The organism is Paenibacillus sp. JT31N11, assembly GCF_056269285.1.
In genome coordinates this window covers 539,337-554,164 of the sequence record NZ_JBWDNQ010000002.1, presented here as the reverse complement: position 1 = coordinate 554,164, position 14,828 = coordinate 539,337, and the positions used below count along the sequence as shown (strand labels likewise).

Genomic DNA, 14,828 nt, shown 5'->3' with positions numbered 1-14,828 from the left:
GGTTTATTTGGTATTTATCTTGTCTGTATCCCAATAGACGGACTGAAACGGCCGAATGTTGCGCCTGAAATATTCACCAGTTGTTTTATTCATATATTTATCGATGAACCGGACTGTTTTGTGCTATGATTAGAGAGTTGAGTATAAGAGCTTTTCTCTTCAGGAACCCATATGATCAACCAGGATGGCCAGCGACGATAAATAATGGTTCAAAGAAAAGGGGTAAAGTGAACGTGAGAGTAAATTTAAATTTCACTGCAAAAGGTCAGGCCGCAATTGAAAATTTCGATAACGAGGAACTGATTGAGATATTTGCCCGCTACAGCAATACATTAACCAAGAAGTATACGGTTGATGTTGCGGTCCCTGCTGAAGATAATAATAATATTGCCGCAAGCGGTTCGTTGATTGTGCTGCTGAGCAATGTGAATTGTGATGTGGAGACCTTCTTCAAGGAGCTGGGCAGAGATATCAAAATTCCTCTGAAAAAACGCCTGAAGCTGAATGAGAAGCTTGATAATGTATTTAAAACGGTAAAAATTGATTAAATCGGCAATCCGGATAGTTTATAGTTTGCGCATCCTTCTATTGCCTTACCCTTTATTCCGGAGGGGTAACGCGGTGAAGGGTTCATTTTCTATGTAAATAAGACCACTCGAATCCCGGGTGGCCCTTTTGTATCGGGAAGGGTATTCAAATCAAAGCTCCGGAACTTGCTAGTGCAGGAAAATGTTGAAATTAAATGTTGACTTCGTTTTTCGATTTTGATATATTAATATTTGTCACTGAACGACATTATCTTATGATCTGATAGCTCAGCTGGGAGAGCACCATCTTGACAGGGTGGGGGTCACAGGTTCGAACCCTGTTCAGATCACCATAACTTAAACGCTGAAACCCTTGGTAATCAAGGGTTTTTTTAATTTATCGGTTTTCTGCCTACGAATAAACCATTTTCCCGAAAGCGTCCGCGGCTGCTTGTTGCATATGTCCTGTGATATGTGAGTAGCGATCAAGCATTTTTAACACTGGACCATCCCATTCTTGACGCAATCCCCAGCGAAGCAGGTAAATGCCGGATCGTCTGTATTATGCGAAAGGATATCGTGTATCATGATTAATCTGCCTGAAGATGTTCTTCGGGGTTATTTGGAATTAATAACTAGGTAGTGCGTTTTTGCATATACTATGCCATACAAAATTTAAAACCAGCCTAGACAGGCGAAACATATGGGAGATGATGATTAACGATGGGATTTACATCAACTGAAAAGCTACAAGTTAAAGTAGCCTTGGAGGGCCGCGCGAATGATTTGCTCAAATGGATAGAACATTATGAAAAAACTGGCGATGACCTGGGGATGAAACTATACGAGAAGTATCTTGCAGATACACTATCGTCAATCGAAAAAATTTGGTCCGCCTAAGAATCGGAAATGAAAATAGAGCAGGAGGGGATCGCTCCTTACCTGCTCTATTTGCTGTTTACTTCTAAAAGTAATATTAGGAACATTACCCATTTATAGAGAATCGGATAACCACGCACGTAACGCTACTCTCGTGTGTATTAAGAGCATACGAACTTATATCATGATCTGTGGTGTTGTGGAAATCGCCGAGCGCCGAACGGAGGCCTCCCAGCAGATACATTTTTAAGAGAAATAGAAAAAGACCCGCAGAGCGGGTCAATCAGGGTGCTTTGTAATGTAGTTGTTGGGATGCACTCTGAAGCTTAATAATTAATAACCGAATCTACCACAATTACAATCTGCCACAACCGCAAGCGATAATGACCAGCAAGATAAAGAGTACGAGGATAAATCCGATTCCTCTACCAGTGCCGACACCGCCAACTTCGCCTTCACAACCCATTCAAGAGCACCTCCCTTACGTTTGGAGTACTCTGTAAGTTATGCATGCTTGACTCGGCATGCTTGGATTATTGTTACGGAATGGCATTGACCCAAGGACTGTCCGAGGGAGATAAACCACATGGAGGGATAAGCTTGAAAGGACTAGTAATTTATTTGATAACACAGAATTGGCCGAATATGTCTGTCCTTTAAATAGGTGGAGTGAATATTGCTTGAATATTGACGAACATGAGCAGTGACACGGGAGGCGGAGCAGCTTGCTAAATAATGTTGCATTCCAAGGATTATTGTAAAATTGTGACGCTAAGCATGTTTGCTCTTCAGGCTGCTTTCAAACATATCAATTATGACCAGGAAGTGTTCTGCTTCACGGAAAACATGATCGGCTAAAAGTGGATGAATAATGCTCTTAATTCGACAGGCTTCGATTAAATCTCGAGCCGTTTTCTTAAAGTCACGAAGTGCTTTAACGGACACCTTATTCTGATCAAGAAATTGGTCAAGGAGCGGAACTGTTTGTGATTGGGGACGCATATATTCCAAATTCTTTGCTTGAAAAAGCAATTCATCGAATTCTTGACTGAAGTTATTCGCCTGTTCAACTAGCTTCCGTTCAGAAGGATCAAGCAGATGACTGATGAATTTGGCATGTTCAGCCATTATTCTTAGAAAGAATACATTCTCGTCAATTATGGCGTCAGGCAGTGGTTCTAATCTTCCTAAATTTAATTCCGCTAAGCGATTTCTAAAATAATTTGCTTCCCTGCTTACATGATCAACCAACAAGGGGAAATTGTTTGCACCGGGAAGCTGGCAAGTCAGTATTAAACCCAGCACCTTTCTCTTGAAGGCCCATATATAGGTTACTGCTGCATGGACTTCTTCATTAAATCTTTTTATCACACTGGGATCTGTTCCCGCTGTAAATGCATTGGATCTATTCTCGATCGCTTCAAACACGGTATAGAAATGATTGGCTTCATTAATTAACTGAGTATCTTCACATCGGAATCCCAATCTCAAAAATAAGGAGTGCTCTTTCATTATACGTGACCAAAAGCGTACTTCATCTAATGAACGTGCTACAAACTGATCTGACAAAGTAATACCTCCTCTGAAGTTTTATCTTTACTGTATGAGAGGAGGCGGAATCTTTATGTCAATGGATAGAAATGTTCAAATCCAAGCTGACGACTATGATATTCGGTTCGATTGAACAGGAAATACCCTAAAGGCTGGCGGCGCCTTTAGGGTTGAGCAGGGAGGTTTTATGCATTCCGGAATAGCCTATCGGCTACAGTGGTCATATTCGTTTAGTATCTTCCGAAGCCTCCACAGCTACAAGCGATGATCACCAATAAAATGAAAAGTACTAGGATCACTCCAGTGTTTGTGAAAGCACCACCAACAAGACCTGACATTCAAAGCACCTCCTTTTGTAGGGTACTGTAAATTATGCAAGCCAATTATAGTGTGATTGGGTATATGTAACCGAGCAATTTAATCAATTTGAATAGCCCATGAGTTCGGATATTCTTCGCCGATCTGGCAGCACAGCCTTCATACTGAACATACGTGCCTGGAACATCATGCGAACCAATAGGAGAATTCTTCGTATGAACGTCCAAGCATAACAAGTAAATCTACCCGTAAGAACAAGAAAAAGCGGAGCATCTCGCAAAGCAAGATGCTCCTGAATGGGTGAAGCATTAGCAATAATGTTTCTTGTGTTTTTTGTGTTTCTTGCAAATAATAATGGCTTTTTGTCCGGGCTTGAGCACAACTTTAATTACTTTAGGGTGCCAGGTCTTTTTACACATGGGCTACACCTCCTCTTCAGAAGAGATAATCCATTATATGTGAAATAAGAATCATTGCTTGGACAAACTGGCATATTTACGAAGACCAACTCACAGCCTGGCTGCTGCAACAAGAGGGCCGGAGAGTCATGAGCTTAAATACAAGAGGAGGCAAATGAATGGCGTTGACGAACGAGAGGACTGGTGCAAGTGCAGTATAGTGGTGGACTTACAATTTAAAACAACTACAAAGCTTTTGCTGCCCGGAGAAAAAAGGCAAGGCGGTAAAAAATCCTCCCGCCAGGGAGGATTTAGTGCAGGATCCTATCACTTCACAACCAATGTCGTCATCTTATAAATGGTTTTAGATATTGTTTTCGTCCCCTGGGTAATGCTTACCTTCATCAAGCCAGTCAGTGGTTTTACATTATAAGTGCCACTGGACGCGTCGTATGTGATATCAGCCACTTCTTCAGTACCGTCGTCTAACCAGATTGAAAACCGTTTGGTTTTAATATAACCCTGCACCAGAACCTTCCCTTTCTCGGCAATCGTCCACTGCGGGTACTTTTTGGTTAGAATGGCCTGCCCCCATATATCCCGCGATAATCTTACCTGCTGATCCTGGTCAGGACTGGCATGCAGCCAACGGATGGCATCGCCTTTTTTGCTCAGGTTGAACGAGTAATTGCTGTGTTTATGGAGATCCATCTGTTCCTTGACCATTTTGGATTGAACCGGCTGAACATTATTGTCTTCTGCATCGTGGAACATATATAAGAATCCGCCTTGCAGATTTTGCCCAACGCCGTATTGATGCGCGCGTGAATAGTATTTGGCCTTGTTGCTCTGAGGCGTATCGCCTAAATACTGCTTTATACTCGCTTGCCGCGTTTTCGAGGTTGCCCACCAGCTGTTATTCTTGTCATATCCGTAATCAGCCAAGCCAAAATGAGATACCAGCACATTAAAGGTATCGGGAAATTTGGCAGCAAGGCCAAAAGCATTGCCGCCCCCGCCTGAGTAGCCGGACATATTGATATTGGCAGGATCCACATAAGAGGAGAAGTTTTTCTTAACATATTCTACAGCATCTATAATGTCGTACAGCTCTCGTCCATTCACATCCATAGTTCCTTCCGCCTGATCCCGACCACGCATCCCTACGGCAACGGCAAAGAATCCGTAGTTTGCCATGTCCTTCATAATCCAGTCTGTCATGGAAGTTGAATCTTGTGTGTAGCCATGCATGAGGACGACGATGGGGAGATTTTTCTTCGAAGCATCATAAGCGTAATGAGCATAGAGATTGTCGATTTTATCAATTGTGCTAGGGTAACGGAATGAATGAAGTACTATTTGGTCTGAAGCAGCTTTGAACTCCATTATTTTGTTTTCAGCCTGCACGCTTTGGGTTCCCCAACTACCAGGCAGCGAGGCAAAGCAAATGGTCAGGGACGCCAACAACAGAATAATTATTTTTAGTTTATTAGCTTGCATTTATAAGTCATCCTCCACTATGTATCGTTCTCAATCAAGTACTATTCTCATGTTTCCTCTTATTATGTTACCATACGCTCTGCGAATTAAAAATGCCACTGATTTCCATATTGTGGATAATGACAGATCATTGTATAATGTTCGTATTAAAGAACAAAACATTCATTATGAAGAACCCATTCCTCTTGGAAGAGGTGAAATCTCATTGGTAAAGAAAATGATTACCTTCATGAAAGTAAGAACCCGAAAGTACTTTTTGGAGGAAGTTTGGCTGGAGGACTACATCAAATTAGGCATGAGAATTGGAAAGAACTGCAGCATACAACCTGGGGTTACCTTTGACTATTCGCATTGTTGGCTGATCCGTATTGGCAATAATGTTACAATTGCTCCCCAAGCATACATATTAGCACATGATGCAAGTACAAAGCCGCTGATTGGTTATACAAAAGTCGGCAGTGTCAGAATTGAAGACGATGTGTTTATCGGCGCGCGAGCGGTCATCATGCCAGGGATCACAGTCGGTCGGGGTTCTATTATAGCGGCAGGCAGCGTTGTGACGAAATCAATTCCCGAGAGAAGCGTGGCGGCGGGCAACCCGGCCAAGGTCATTTTGACTGTAGCAGAATTTGAAGAAAAGATGCGGCAGCTGCATAAGCAGGCCCGGGTCTATGAGGAAGACTTTACGCTAAGAGGACATATAACGGAAGACAAGAAGGACAAGATGTATCATGAACTGATTAATATGACAGGATTTGTTGACTAATTTCTGAAAAATTATCGCTGCTACCGTCTCCCGCACGACTATTCAACCCGATGAGCGCATATCGTTACTTCATAGGCGTTTGGCTTGGAGAAAGGGGCGGGTTATATGATCAAGGAAGCTGCCGAACTGGTTGTCTGGCTGATCGGTTTATTTGGGATATGCGGTATTGTAATCGTGCTCACGGCAAAAATGGTGATTCATGATACTTTCGACTATGACGAGCCTTTTGTGTGGAGGAGGAAGCTACCCAAGGACGCACGGCCTAAACGATAGATAATACTGCCGCTAAGCGGTCTGTTGTTTGTTTTTTTGGCTATTGGACATACTAGTCCCATAGAAAACAACAGATGCCAAGGGGCTGGTTTTGGTTTGAAAAAATTAATCTGCGCAGCTGCTGCAGCATGCTTATGTCTGTGCACAGGCTGTGTGAAAAGCAATGTAGAGCCGGCCATGACCTACGGGGACGGGCATCTCCAAAGCATATCCACTGATGTATACCCTCTAAGCCGCTCTATATTCGGAGATGTTTACGGCTTGAAACGTGATCCTGAGAACAAGAAGCCAGGCTTGACGGAGGAGAAGCATGTGGGCAAAGGCGGCGGTCGCTTAAGAGATGAATAATATGCTCTTAAGACGGACAAGCTAGACTTGCAGACAATGACATGCATGCATAAGGAGGCAAAACGATGAATGAGAATGAACAAGGATTCGGCCAATCAGGCCGGGAGTCACTGGTAGCGGTACAAAAGAACGGTGATGGAGATCTTCAGGCATTCAAGACTTCCTCAGGTCGTGTACTCGATTACGCACAAGCCTTGCAAGAAGCGCAAACAGGGCAGCTTGCAGGCGTCAATGTCTTTAAAGGAAGAGATGGCGGTCTGTATATTCGTGGAGATGCCGATGGCGATCCGACCAATAATCTCGATAATCTGCCAACGTTCTAAACAAAGCCACTATAAATAAACGAAAAAGCCCGCTATTGGCGGGCTTTTTTTTGCTGCGTTTAGAAGGAATAAAGGTGATGCTGCTCCACAAAGGTCATTGTGCCGGTCTGACCTTCATAGTTGACCCTTTTCGTCGTAATGCATCAGCATGACGCTCTTTTGAATGTATTCGGGCAGCGACTTGAGCTCGTCGAGCGTTGGATGGACCGCACCCGGAGAGGTGAACTGGCAGTCATGAAAAATGGTCGTGCAGCCTTGCTGGACAAGGGTATCAAGCAGCTCCGCATCAAACCTCATATCCGCCGAATAAAAAAATGTCTCATTAATAAGAAAGGAATAGCTGAGCTTGCCTGGAATATGGCTGGTACGGATCTCCTTCACGTTAAAGCCGGGGAGAAGCTGGATACTTCTATTTTCTTTTAGAAGATGCACCTCAAAGTAATCGTCCAGTGACTTGAACTCATCCTGTTTCAATCTGCCCTGAAGAGAGGTTTCCCAAAGTGTGTCTATAAGCGTCTCCATAATAAACAAAGCAGGCTTGCGCTTGAAAATATATTTCATTTGCAACGCAAACTCTTCCATCCCTCTGATATGATCCGCATGAATATGGCTGATCATCAGAGCATCGATATCATTAAAGGTTTTGCCCAGCTGATGTAAGGAGAGCGGGGCTGTAATTCCGCAGTCCAGCATGACGGTGCGGTCTTCACAGTAAATCAGCGCATTTGTGTTGTAATATTTTTTGGCAAATGCGCTGCCCGTTCCAAGCATTTGTACATTCAACCGCCGCTTCCCCCTACCATTCAATACTTACAAATTTATCATCTCTGATTGTAAATGGAAAGAGTGCCATTGTTTAATATTTCCGCCAAACAGGGATAAGAGCCGATACGCGCCTGTCTCGATCTTCATATGATAACGATGAAGGAATCGCTACTGTGAAGGCAGGTGCAGCAGTCATGTCAAAAAGCAAAGTTGCCAAAAAGAAAACACCATCGGCTTCTGACAAAAAACAAACTGCAATGAAGCTTGTTCTTTCTGATACATGCGCAGTATGCAAAACACCATGTGCACGCGGTTTGCGCTATTGGGCGGCCATGAAAACCCCTGGTGCGGTCGGTAAAGGCGTACCCTGCATTTTAACCAGAGCATATGTTTAAGGAATGATTTCCCTGGGTTTTATTTCCCGGGGAATCTTTCATTAGTGTATAACTATAATCTTACCGAAATCTTACCTGAAAAATTTTTGGAATTGGCGCAACTTTGGACGAATTGGTGAGTATAACCATACATCCAGACAAAGTGATGGAGGTTTATGTCATGAAGTTTAGAAAGCTTCTCATCTTGCTGCTGGTGATGTCATTGTGGGGCGGTACCATGCTGTTTGCCGATTCGGCAGCACAGAAGGTACGGGTAATCGTGAACGGTTCTGAGTTGGATGACGCTGGAATGTTTATGGATGGCAAATCATTCATATCCGTTCGCCAGATAGCCAACACGCTTCAAGCTCTCGTTATTTGGGACGAAGGAGCGAAGAAGGTTACCGTGTACAAGCCTAACGTCCACATGTTTCTATTTCAGCAGGATAACACCATTTTCGGCAATGTGGTAAAGGGCAATCGAATTACTTTCAAGGTATTTGCACAGATCGATAATTTGCTCACCACGGGAACCGCTGTGAAGGTATCGATATTTGATCCAGGCGGAACCGAGAAAATCATTCAATCGGAGAACAAATCTATCGACAAAGATAATTTCTGGTATCGGACAGAGGATGTTAATTATTCCTTCGATACAGCAGGCAAATATACGATCAGATTTTTCATGAAAACCGACGGTAATGACGAATGGAATCTCCTGTCAGAAAAGACAATTACTGCCAAAAACCCATAATGGAACAGCGCCTTTGCTTCTCTTGAGCAAGGGCGTTTTTGTTTGACCATAACTTGTCATCCATGTTACGATACGAAGGAAAGGTATCATGAATTGAAATGAGGGTATCCAATGAGCGAGCATGAACATAATAACGGCGAACATGTACATGGAGAAGACTGCGATCACGACCACGAAGAGCATGTCTTTCTTGTGACGGATGAAGAAGGCAAAGAACGTGAAATGGTCATGGTCTATACCTTCGAGTCTGAAGAGCAAGTATATGCTGTGCTTCTGGACCGCAACGATCCTGAAGCTGATGGCGTGATTTTCCGAATTGAAGAAGAGAATGGAGAAGCTTTTCTCGTTGGAATTGAAGATGATGCCGAATGGGATCGCGTGACGCGCATTTATGAGGAAATTGCCGAACGCGAGAATGAGCCTGAGGCTTAAGACATCATAATAGCACCATTAAAACTCCGGTAACCCACCACAGGCTGCCGGAGTTTTAGCTGTACCAGGGGGCTGCACGCCCAGTCTGGCTATGTATGTCTTGAAGCTATTTGCGCGGATTATAATAGATGGTGCGGCCGTTGAACATCATTAATTCCGCTTTCAGATGCTTGGCCAAATATTTGCATAGCTCATTGCCCTTGGCTTTGTCGCCATGTGTAGCACCTTCCGGAAGGACCACCTGGACATAGGGGATTTCGCGTTCACCTTGATTTTGCGATCCGACACCGAATAAAATATAATAATATAACGGATTTGTACCTTTCAAATAGAACCAACGCTGCTCCTCGCCGGGTTTTGTTTCAACCGTGTAAGGGAATGCTGCTTCGGAGTAGTCCCAGCCCAGCTGCTGACCTGTTAGAGCGGTTTGTTCCTGATAACGTGCGAGATGTTCTTTCACTTCATCAAGGCTCAATTGCTGTACAATGGAACCGTCTACAAATTTAATGTAAGCGCTCTGACTCATGGTTTGCCCACCCCCTTCAATATCATAGCATTAGGGTTTGAGAATGACAATATTGCATAGAGGCTGTTTGTGATCATGGGAAGTATCTCTTTCGAATGAAGAGGAGGATTTCAATTATGAGCGTGGAAACGGAATGGATCAGATACGGTGAAAACGGGGAATACAGCGGTTATGTGGCAAGGATGGCGGATGTGCGGGAACCGCTCCCGTCTGTCATTGTGCTGCAGGAGATATGGGGAGTCGACGGGCATATCCAGGATGTGACGCGGCGTATCGCCAAGGCCGGTTATGTGGCATTTGCGCCGGATTTGTTCAGCAAGGACGGGTTCAGACAGGCGGGCTTCGAGCAGGATCGAATCGATGAAGCCAAGCTGTTTCACAACACGATTAAGCCTGCCCAGTGGGCCGACCCGGAGCAGCGTCAAGCTGCGCTGGCCAGTCTGCCGGTACAAAAACGCGATCAGATAGAGAGCACGTTGGGCAAAGTTTTTAACACAGGCGGCATGCTTCCGGATTTCATCCGCCAGGTCGCGGCTACCTCCGCATGGCTGAGGGATACGTATGAGTATTCGTATGGAAGAGGGGTAGCCTCCATGGGGTTCTGCCTGGGAGGCACATTGTCAGGCCGGCTGGCAGCGCTTGATCCGGAGCTTCGGGGAGCAGTTATCTTCTATGGAAGTGCGCCTCCCCCGGAGAGTATTCCTGAAATTCAGTGTCCGGTCACCGGTTTTTACGGTGAACTGGATAATCGGATTACAAGCGCCGTACCGGAATTCGCGGAAGCTGCAGAGAAAGCCGGCGTGGCGTTCGAATATCATATCTATGACGGAGCCCAGCATGCCTTTTTCAATGATACCCGTCCTTCTTATCATGTGGATGCAGCGAGGGACGCTTACGGAAGAACGCTTCAATTTATGCAGCAGGTGCTGACGGATTCCATTCAAGCCTGAATCAATAAAGACCGCTTCCCATCGACGATGACGTCGGGGAAGCGGTCTTTTGAGTCTGGGCTACGAAATCGCGGTTTCCTCGACAATTACCTTCACGAATTCGATGCTGCGATCCTCCGGTCCCTTGACAGGCAGTCCAACCTCGACGTGATCGATAATATAGTCAATATTCGGCTGGGAGATGACCTCTCCCGGGAGCAGAATTGGGATGCCTGGCGGATAAACATAGATAAATTCGGCAATAATACGCCCTGCCGATTCCTTGAACGGGATCACTTCCGTCTGCGCATAGAACGCATCGCGCGGAGTAAGCGAGAGCTGGGGAATCTCAGGTATTTTGACTACCAGCTCCTTGGCTTCGTTCAGCTGATAATGAGATTTAGCCAGATCCCGAAGAGCAGTTATCAGGATATCGATCGATTCCTGTGTATCTCCTGGCGTTACAAGGGCAAGGATGTTATACATATCGCTTAATTCAACTTCAAGGTTATAATGCTCGCGCAGCCAGTTCTCTGTTTCATATCCGGTAATGCCCAGATGCCTGACGTGAATGGTCAGCTTGGTCGGATCGTAGTCGAAGGTCGCTTCTCCGCCAAGAATTTCACTGCCTAAGCAGTACAGCCCATCCATGCGGTTGATCTCTTCGCGCGCGAACTGAGCCAGACCGACCGCCTTCTCGGCAATCTCATGGCCATTGAGCGCCAGATGGCGTCTTGATGTGTCCAGGGAAGCGAGCAGAATATAGGAAGTTGATGTGGTTGTCAGCATACTGATTATGGTCTGAACCCGCTGCGGATTGATCCGGCCCTTGCGCACATTCAGGACGGAGCTCTGAGTCATGGAGCCGCCCAGCTTATGCACGCTTGTCGCCGCCATATCCGCGCCTGCCTGCATCGCCGACATCGGGAGCTTCTCATTAAAATGAATCAGGACGCCATGCGCTTCATCGACCAGCACAGGAATGTCATAGCGGTGGACGAGCTCGACAATTTCCTGAAGATCTGCGCATATGCCGTAATAAGTCGGGTTAATAACGAGTACCGCTTTGGAATCCGGATGGCGCTCAAGCGCCCGTTTGACCGCGCTTGTCGTAATCCCGTGGTCGATCCCGAGGTTCGCATCACGGGCAGGAGAGATAAATACGGGCCGTGCGCCGGCAAATATGATGGCCGACATAATCGACTTGTGCACATTGCGCGGCACGATGATTTTGTCGCCAGGGGCGCAAACGGATAAAATCATCGTCATAATGGCGCCGCTTGTTCCTTGTACCGAAAAAAAGGTATAATCGGCTCCGAAAGCATCGGCAGCGAGAATTTGCGCTTCTTCAATAACTCCGGTCGGCTGATGCAGATCATCGAGCGGCGCAATATTTATAAGATCGATGGATAACGCATTATCGCCAATAAATGCCCGGAATTCGGGGTCGCTTCCAAGGCCCTTTTTATGTCCGGGAATGTGGAATTGAACAGGGTTTTGAGCCGCATGGCTGCGCAGTGCGCTGAACAGCGGTGTCCGAGTATGATTCATGTACTTTCATTCCACCCTTTCGTCAGGTATCGTACAAACAAGGTTGAGTATAGCAAAAACAGAGGGGATTGCAAGCATGTTTTTCGGGAAATCCGAAAGGGTAATGGACTGCTGAAGCCGGGAAGGGGAAACACCATGGAAATCGCGAAATCATGGGCGGGCAAAAAGGTGCTCAAATCGCCGTTTGTCGTTCAGCTGCTTATTATCATGTACCTTGTCGAATTCGTGAAGGGCGCACTGCTGGTGTCGATCCTGCCCGTCTACATGGGTACGGTTCTTGGCTTGTCGGTCTATGCGGTCGGCTGGGCGCTGGCCCTGCAATACATAGGAGACAATGCATTCCGTAGTCCTCTGGGCTGGATCATCGATCGAATCGGCTATCGTTATGTAATGCTGTTTGGCGTATTGCTGACCTTTATCTCTGTCGCTATTATATCTTTGTCCAGCGGTCATGTATTCTGGATTATATTGGCCTGCCTGCTGCTCGGCATCGGAACGTCTCCGCTGTGGCCCTGTGTAATAACCGGAGCAACGGCTGTAGCCGGAAATGAAGCAAGCGGAACGATTATGAGTGTGGTGTACATGGCATGGCTGACTGGTGTTGGCTGCGGACCGATTGTCATCAATTTCTTCATCGCGCATTCGTTTCATCCCGCCTTCAGGCTGCTGATCGGGATGATGAGCGTCGTCGTCGTGGTCGCACTGTTCCTGCCGGGCAGACGCAAATCGCATGAAATTGAAGGAAGGGCCGCTCCAGAGGCAACAGCGGAATTAAAGGAGAAGCAATCGCTGGGTATGGCGGAAAGAACGAGACGTTACCTCGCCAAGGTGCGCAGTTCCCTGCATGCAAGCAAGCTGCTGTATCCCGCCATGTTTATGCAAAATTTTGCGCTGGGGCTGCTCACTCCGATCCTGACGCTGTATGCCCGGACTGTGCTGCATCTGACCCCGCAGCAGTACAGCCTGTACCTCATCGCAGGAGGGGCAGTAACCGTGCTGGGGCTGATTCCGGTCGGCAAATGGGTCGACCGCTTCGGGACCAAATGGTTTCTGCATGTCGGATTTATAACGGCGGCGATCTCGCTGCCAACTCTCGGATATACACGGATGCTCCCTCTTGTTTTGATTATCGTGGCCTTTGTGGGGGCGGGCTATGCCTTTATTATTCCAGCCTGGAATACGCTCATTGCGCAGGCCATACCAAAATCGGAGCGCGGCGCGGTTTGGGGCTTCTTCCTCACCATTGAAGGCCTGGGGATGGTGTTCGGCAGCATTATGTCCGGGAAGCTGTGGGATAAGCTGGGTCCGCATTCTCCATTTTTACTGAGCGGGATCGTGATGCTGCTGCTTTTTGTTCTTCATTTGTTCATAACAAGACGCTCAGAAGTTGTGGTACGATGATGATGTGGAGGGAATTAATGAATGAAGGACAAACGACTCTTAATCGTCATGCTTATGCTTATCACAACGTTCATCGGCTTTGGCATTATTATTCCTGTCCTGCCTGAGCTGGTTAAGGAAACCAGCCCGGATTCGGTCGAGTTCCACACGGGCATGATGCTGTCAGTCTATTCGGCCGTGTCGTTCCTTGTATCTCCTCTTTGGGGAGGCATGTCCGACCGTATCGGCAGACGCCCGGTCATTCTGATTGGCGTATTGGGCTTCGCGGCCAGCTTCCTCGTATTCGGAATCGCGGACGGCAGCCTGCCGCTTATGTATGCTTCCAGGGTGCTCGGGGGAATCTTCTCCGGAGCGGTGACATCCGTTATTGTCGCGTATGTTGCCGATATCACGCCTCCGGATCAACGGACACGCGGCATGGGGCTTGTGGGCATGTCCATCGGCCTTGGATTTACAATTGGACCTGGCGTGGGTGGGCTTCTCAGCCTGGTTTCGGATAATACGCCGTTTTTTGCAGCGGCGGGTCTTTCTCTGGTGACGTTCATGCTAGCGGTGACCAAGCTGCCGGAATCCTTGACGCCCGATCTGCGGCTGCTTGCCGGCGAACATAAGCCATCCCGCTGGAGCGCCTTCACGGGATCGGTGAAATATTTGTATCTGCTCGCCCTGCTCGTTTCTCTGTCGCTTGCGGGACTTGAGGCGACTCTGCAGCTTTTCGGCATGGAACGCTTTAATGTCACGCCGCTGCAGGTCGGCATCATGTTCCTGGTATGCGGTCTGGTCGGGGCGCTCATCCAGGGCGGTGTGGTCCGCAGACGGATCCGCAAAGGGGAAGAGCCCAAATATATCGCCGCGGGTCTGGTGATTTCCGCAGTCGGCTTTCTGCTGCTGATCACGTCGCATTCCCTGGTGTCGGCAACGGTCTATCTGGCCATCTTCGGCATCGGCAACGCGTTGATCCGCCCCTGCGTAACCTCGCTGATTACACAGAAGACAACAGTCGGACAAGGTGTCGCGTCAGGGCTTAGCACCTCCATGGACAGTCTGGGCCGGATTATCGGGCCATTATTCGGCGCTTTCCTGTTCACGGTTGATCTGAAGCTGCCTTATTTGGCAGGAGGGCTTCTGTCTCTCGCGGCACTGCTGCTTCTGCTGCGGTTCCGGATGGCCCAGCCCAAGAATGTTCCAGCAAAAGACGCTCCCCCGGTATAGG

18 protein-coding genes and 1 tRNA gene are annotated in these 14,828 nt (G+C 47.0%); 13 read left to right on the top strand and 6 right to left on the bottom strand.

What is annotated here, in order from left to right; all coding sequences use genetic code 11:
• Positions 1–233: 233 nt before the first annotated feature.
• The 3 genes from AC0YNV_RS10725 to AC0YNV_RS10715 all read left to right on the top strand — a co-directional run bounded on the left by AC0YNV_RS10725 (position 234) and on the right by AC0YNV_RS10715 (position 1,427).
• Complete coding sequence (locus AC0YNV_RS10725) at positions 234–548, top strand: hypothetical protein (protein WP_210042303.1); 315 nt, start codon at positions 234–236, stop codon at positions 546–548.
• A 256-nt stretch (positions 549–804) separates the two neighbouring features.
• Positions 805–880, top strand: a tRNA-Val gene (locus AC0YNV_RS10720).
• A 370-nt stretch (positions 881–1,250) separates the two neighbouring features.
• Complete coding sequence (locus AC0YNV_RS10715; RefSeq protein ID WP_210042122.1) at positions 1,251–1,427, top strand: hypothetical protein; 177 nt, start codon at positions 1,251–1,253, stop codon at positions 1,425–1,427.
• Between the two features lie 750 nt (positions 1,428–2,177).
• Here AC0YNV_RS10715 and AC0YNV_RS10710 read toward each other — a convergent pair.
• From AC0YNV_RS10710 to AC0YNV_RS10700, 3 genes are all read right to left on the bottom strand, one after another.
• Complete coding sequence (locus AC0YNV_RS10710) at positions 2,178–2,975, bottom strand: DUF2935 domain-containing protein (protein WP_475768101.1); 798 nt, start codon at positions 2,973–2,975, stop codon at positions 2,178–2,180.
• A 212-nt stretch (positions 2,976–3,187) separates the two neighbouring features.
• Positions 3,188–3,295 carry a YjcZ family sporulation protein gene (locus tag AC0YNV_RS10705; RefSeq protein WP_379114547.1) on the bottom strand — a complete coding sequence of 36 codons (108 nt, stop codon included), beginning with the start codon at positions 3,293–3,295 and terminating at the stop codon, positions 3,188–3,190.
• A gap of 705 nt (positions 3,296–4,000) precedes the next feature.
• Positions 4,001–5,173 carry an alpha/beta hydrolase family protein gene (locus tag AC0YNV_RS10700; protein WP_475768100.1) on the bottom strand — a complete coding sequence of 391 codons (1,173 nt, stop codon included), beginning with the start codon at positions 5,171–5,173 and terminating at the stop codon, positions 4,001–4,003.
• Positions 5,174–5,303: 130 nt separating this feature from the next.
• Between AC0YNV_RS10700 and AC0YNV_RS10695 the strand changes: the two genes are divergently transcribed.
• The 4 genes from AC0YNV_RS10695 (at position 5,304) to AC0YNV_RS10680 (ending at position 6,883) form a co-directional block, all read left to right on the top strand.
• A complete protein-coding gene (locus tag AC0YNV_RS10695) occupies positions 5,304–5,939 on the top strand; it encodes an acyltransferase (protein ID WP_475768099.1) in 636 nt (211 codons plus the stop codon).
• 105 nt (positions 5,940–6,044) lie between these two features.
• Entirely contained in the window at positions 6,045–6,212 is a 168-nt protein-coding gene (locus tag AC0YNV_RS10690; RefSeq protein WP_210042106.1) for a hypothetical protein, read from the top strand.
• Positions 6,213–6,308: 96 nt separating this feature from the next.
• Positions 6,309–6,560 (top strand): hypothetical protein, encoded by a 252-nt coding sequence (locus AC0YNV_RS10685; protein WP_475768098.1) that lies wholly within the window; start codon positions 6,309–6,311, stop codon positions 6,558–6,560.
• Positions 6,561–6,625: 65 nt separating this feature from the next.
• Entirely contained in the window at positions 6,626–6,883 is a 258-nt protein-coding gene (locus tag AC0YNV_RS10680; RefSeq protein ID WP_475768097.1) for a DUF3892 domain-containing protein, read from the top strand.
• A 114-nt stretch (positions 6,884–6,997) separates the two neighbouring features.
• Here AC0YNV_RS10680 and AC0YNV_RS10675 read toward each other — a convergent pair whose 3' ends face one another.
• Positions 6,998–7,666, bottom strand: a complete 669-nt coding sequence (locus AC0YNV_RS10675) for an MBL fold metallo-hydrolase (RefSeq protein WP_475768096.1) — start codon at positions 7,664–7,666, stop codon at positions 6,998–7,000.
• A gap of 176 nt (positions 7,667–7,842) precedes the next feature.
• Here AC0YNV_RS10675 and AC0YNV_RS10670 point away from each other — a divergent pair, with 176 nt between their 5' ends.
• The 3 genes from AC0YNV_RS10670 (at position 7,843) to AC0YNV_RS10660 (ending at position 9,208) form a co-directional block, all read left to right on the top strand.
• Positions 7,843–8,043: a hypothetical protein gene (locus tag AC0YNV_RS10670; protein ID WP_210042092.1), complete on the top strand. Its 201-nt coding sequence runs from the start codon at positions 7,843–7,845 to the stop codon at positions 8,041–8,043.
• A 160-nt stretch (positions 8,044–8,203) separates the two neighbouring features.
• Positions 8,204–8,776, top strand: a complete 573-nt coding sequence (locus tag AC0YNV_RS10665) for a stalk domain-containing protein (RefSeq protein WP_210042090.1) — start codon at positions 8,204–8,206, stop codon at positions 8,774–8,776.
• A 111-nt stretch (positions 8,777–8,887) separates the two neighbouring features.
• Complete coding sequence (locus AC0YNV_RS10660) at positions 8,888–9,208, top strand: DUF1292 domain-containing protein (protein WP_210042088.1); 321 nt, start codon at positions 8,888–8,890, stop codon at positions 9,206–9,208.
• A gap of 106 nt (positions 9,209–9,314) precedes the next feature.
• On the opposite strand, the gene AC0YNV_RS10655 is transcribed toward AC0YNV_RS10660, so the two are convergent.
• Positions 9,315–9,734, bottom strand: coding sequence for a DUF1885 family protein (locus AC0YNV_RS10655; protein WP_210042079.1), 420 nt, complete (start codon positions 9,732–9,734; stop codon positions 9,315–9,317).
• Positions 9,735–9,850: 116 nt separating this feature from the next.
• Here AC0YNV_RS10655 and AC0YNV_RS10650 point away from each other — a divergent pair, with 116 nt between their 5' ends.
• Positions 9,851–10,684: a dienelactone hydrolase family protein gene (locus AC0YNV_RS10650; RefSeq protein WP_475768095.1), complete on the top strand. Its 834-nt coding sequence runs from the start codon at positions 9,851–9,853 to the stop codon at positions 10,682–10,684.
• Between the two features lie 60 nt (positions 10,685–10,744).
• On the opposite strand, the gene AC0YNV_RS10645 is transcribed toward AC0YNV_RS10650, so the two are convergent.
• Positions 10,745–12,214 carry an aminotransferase class I/II-fold pyridoxal phosphate-dependent enzyme gene (locus AC0YNV_RS10645; protein ID WP_475768094.1) on the bottom strand — a complete coding sequence of 490 codons (1,470 nt, stop codon included), beginning with the start codon at positions 12,212–12,214 and terminating at the stop codon, positions 10,745–10,747.
• A gap of 135 nt (positions 12,215–12,349) precedes the next feature.
• On the opposite strand from AC0YNV_RS10645, the gene AC0YNV_RS10640 reads away from it, so the two are divergent.
• On the top strand, positions 12,350–13,615 hold the full coding sequence (locus AC0YNV_RS10640; RefSeq protein ID WP_475768093.1) for an MFS transporter: 1,266 nt from the start codon (positions 12,350–12,352) through the stop codon (positions 13,613–13,615).
• Between the two features lie 21 nt (positions 13,616–13,636).
• On the top strand, positions 13,637–14,827 hold the full coding sequence (locus AC0YNV_RS10635) for an MFS transporter (RefSeq protein ID WP_475768092.1): 1,191 nt from the start codon (positions 13,637–13,639) through the stop codon (positions 14,825–14,827).
• The last annotated feature ends 1 nt before the right edge of the window (position 14,828 follow it).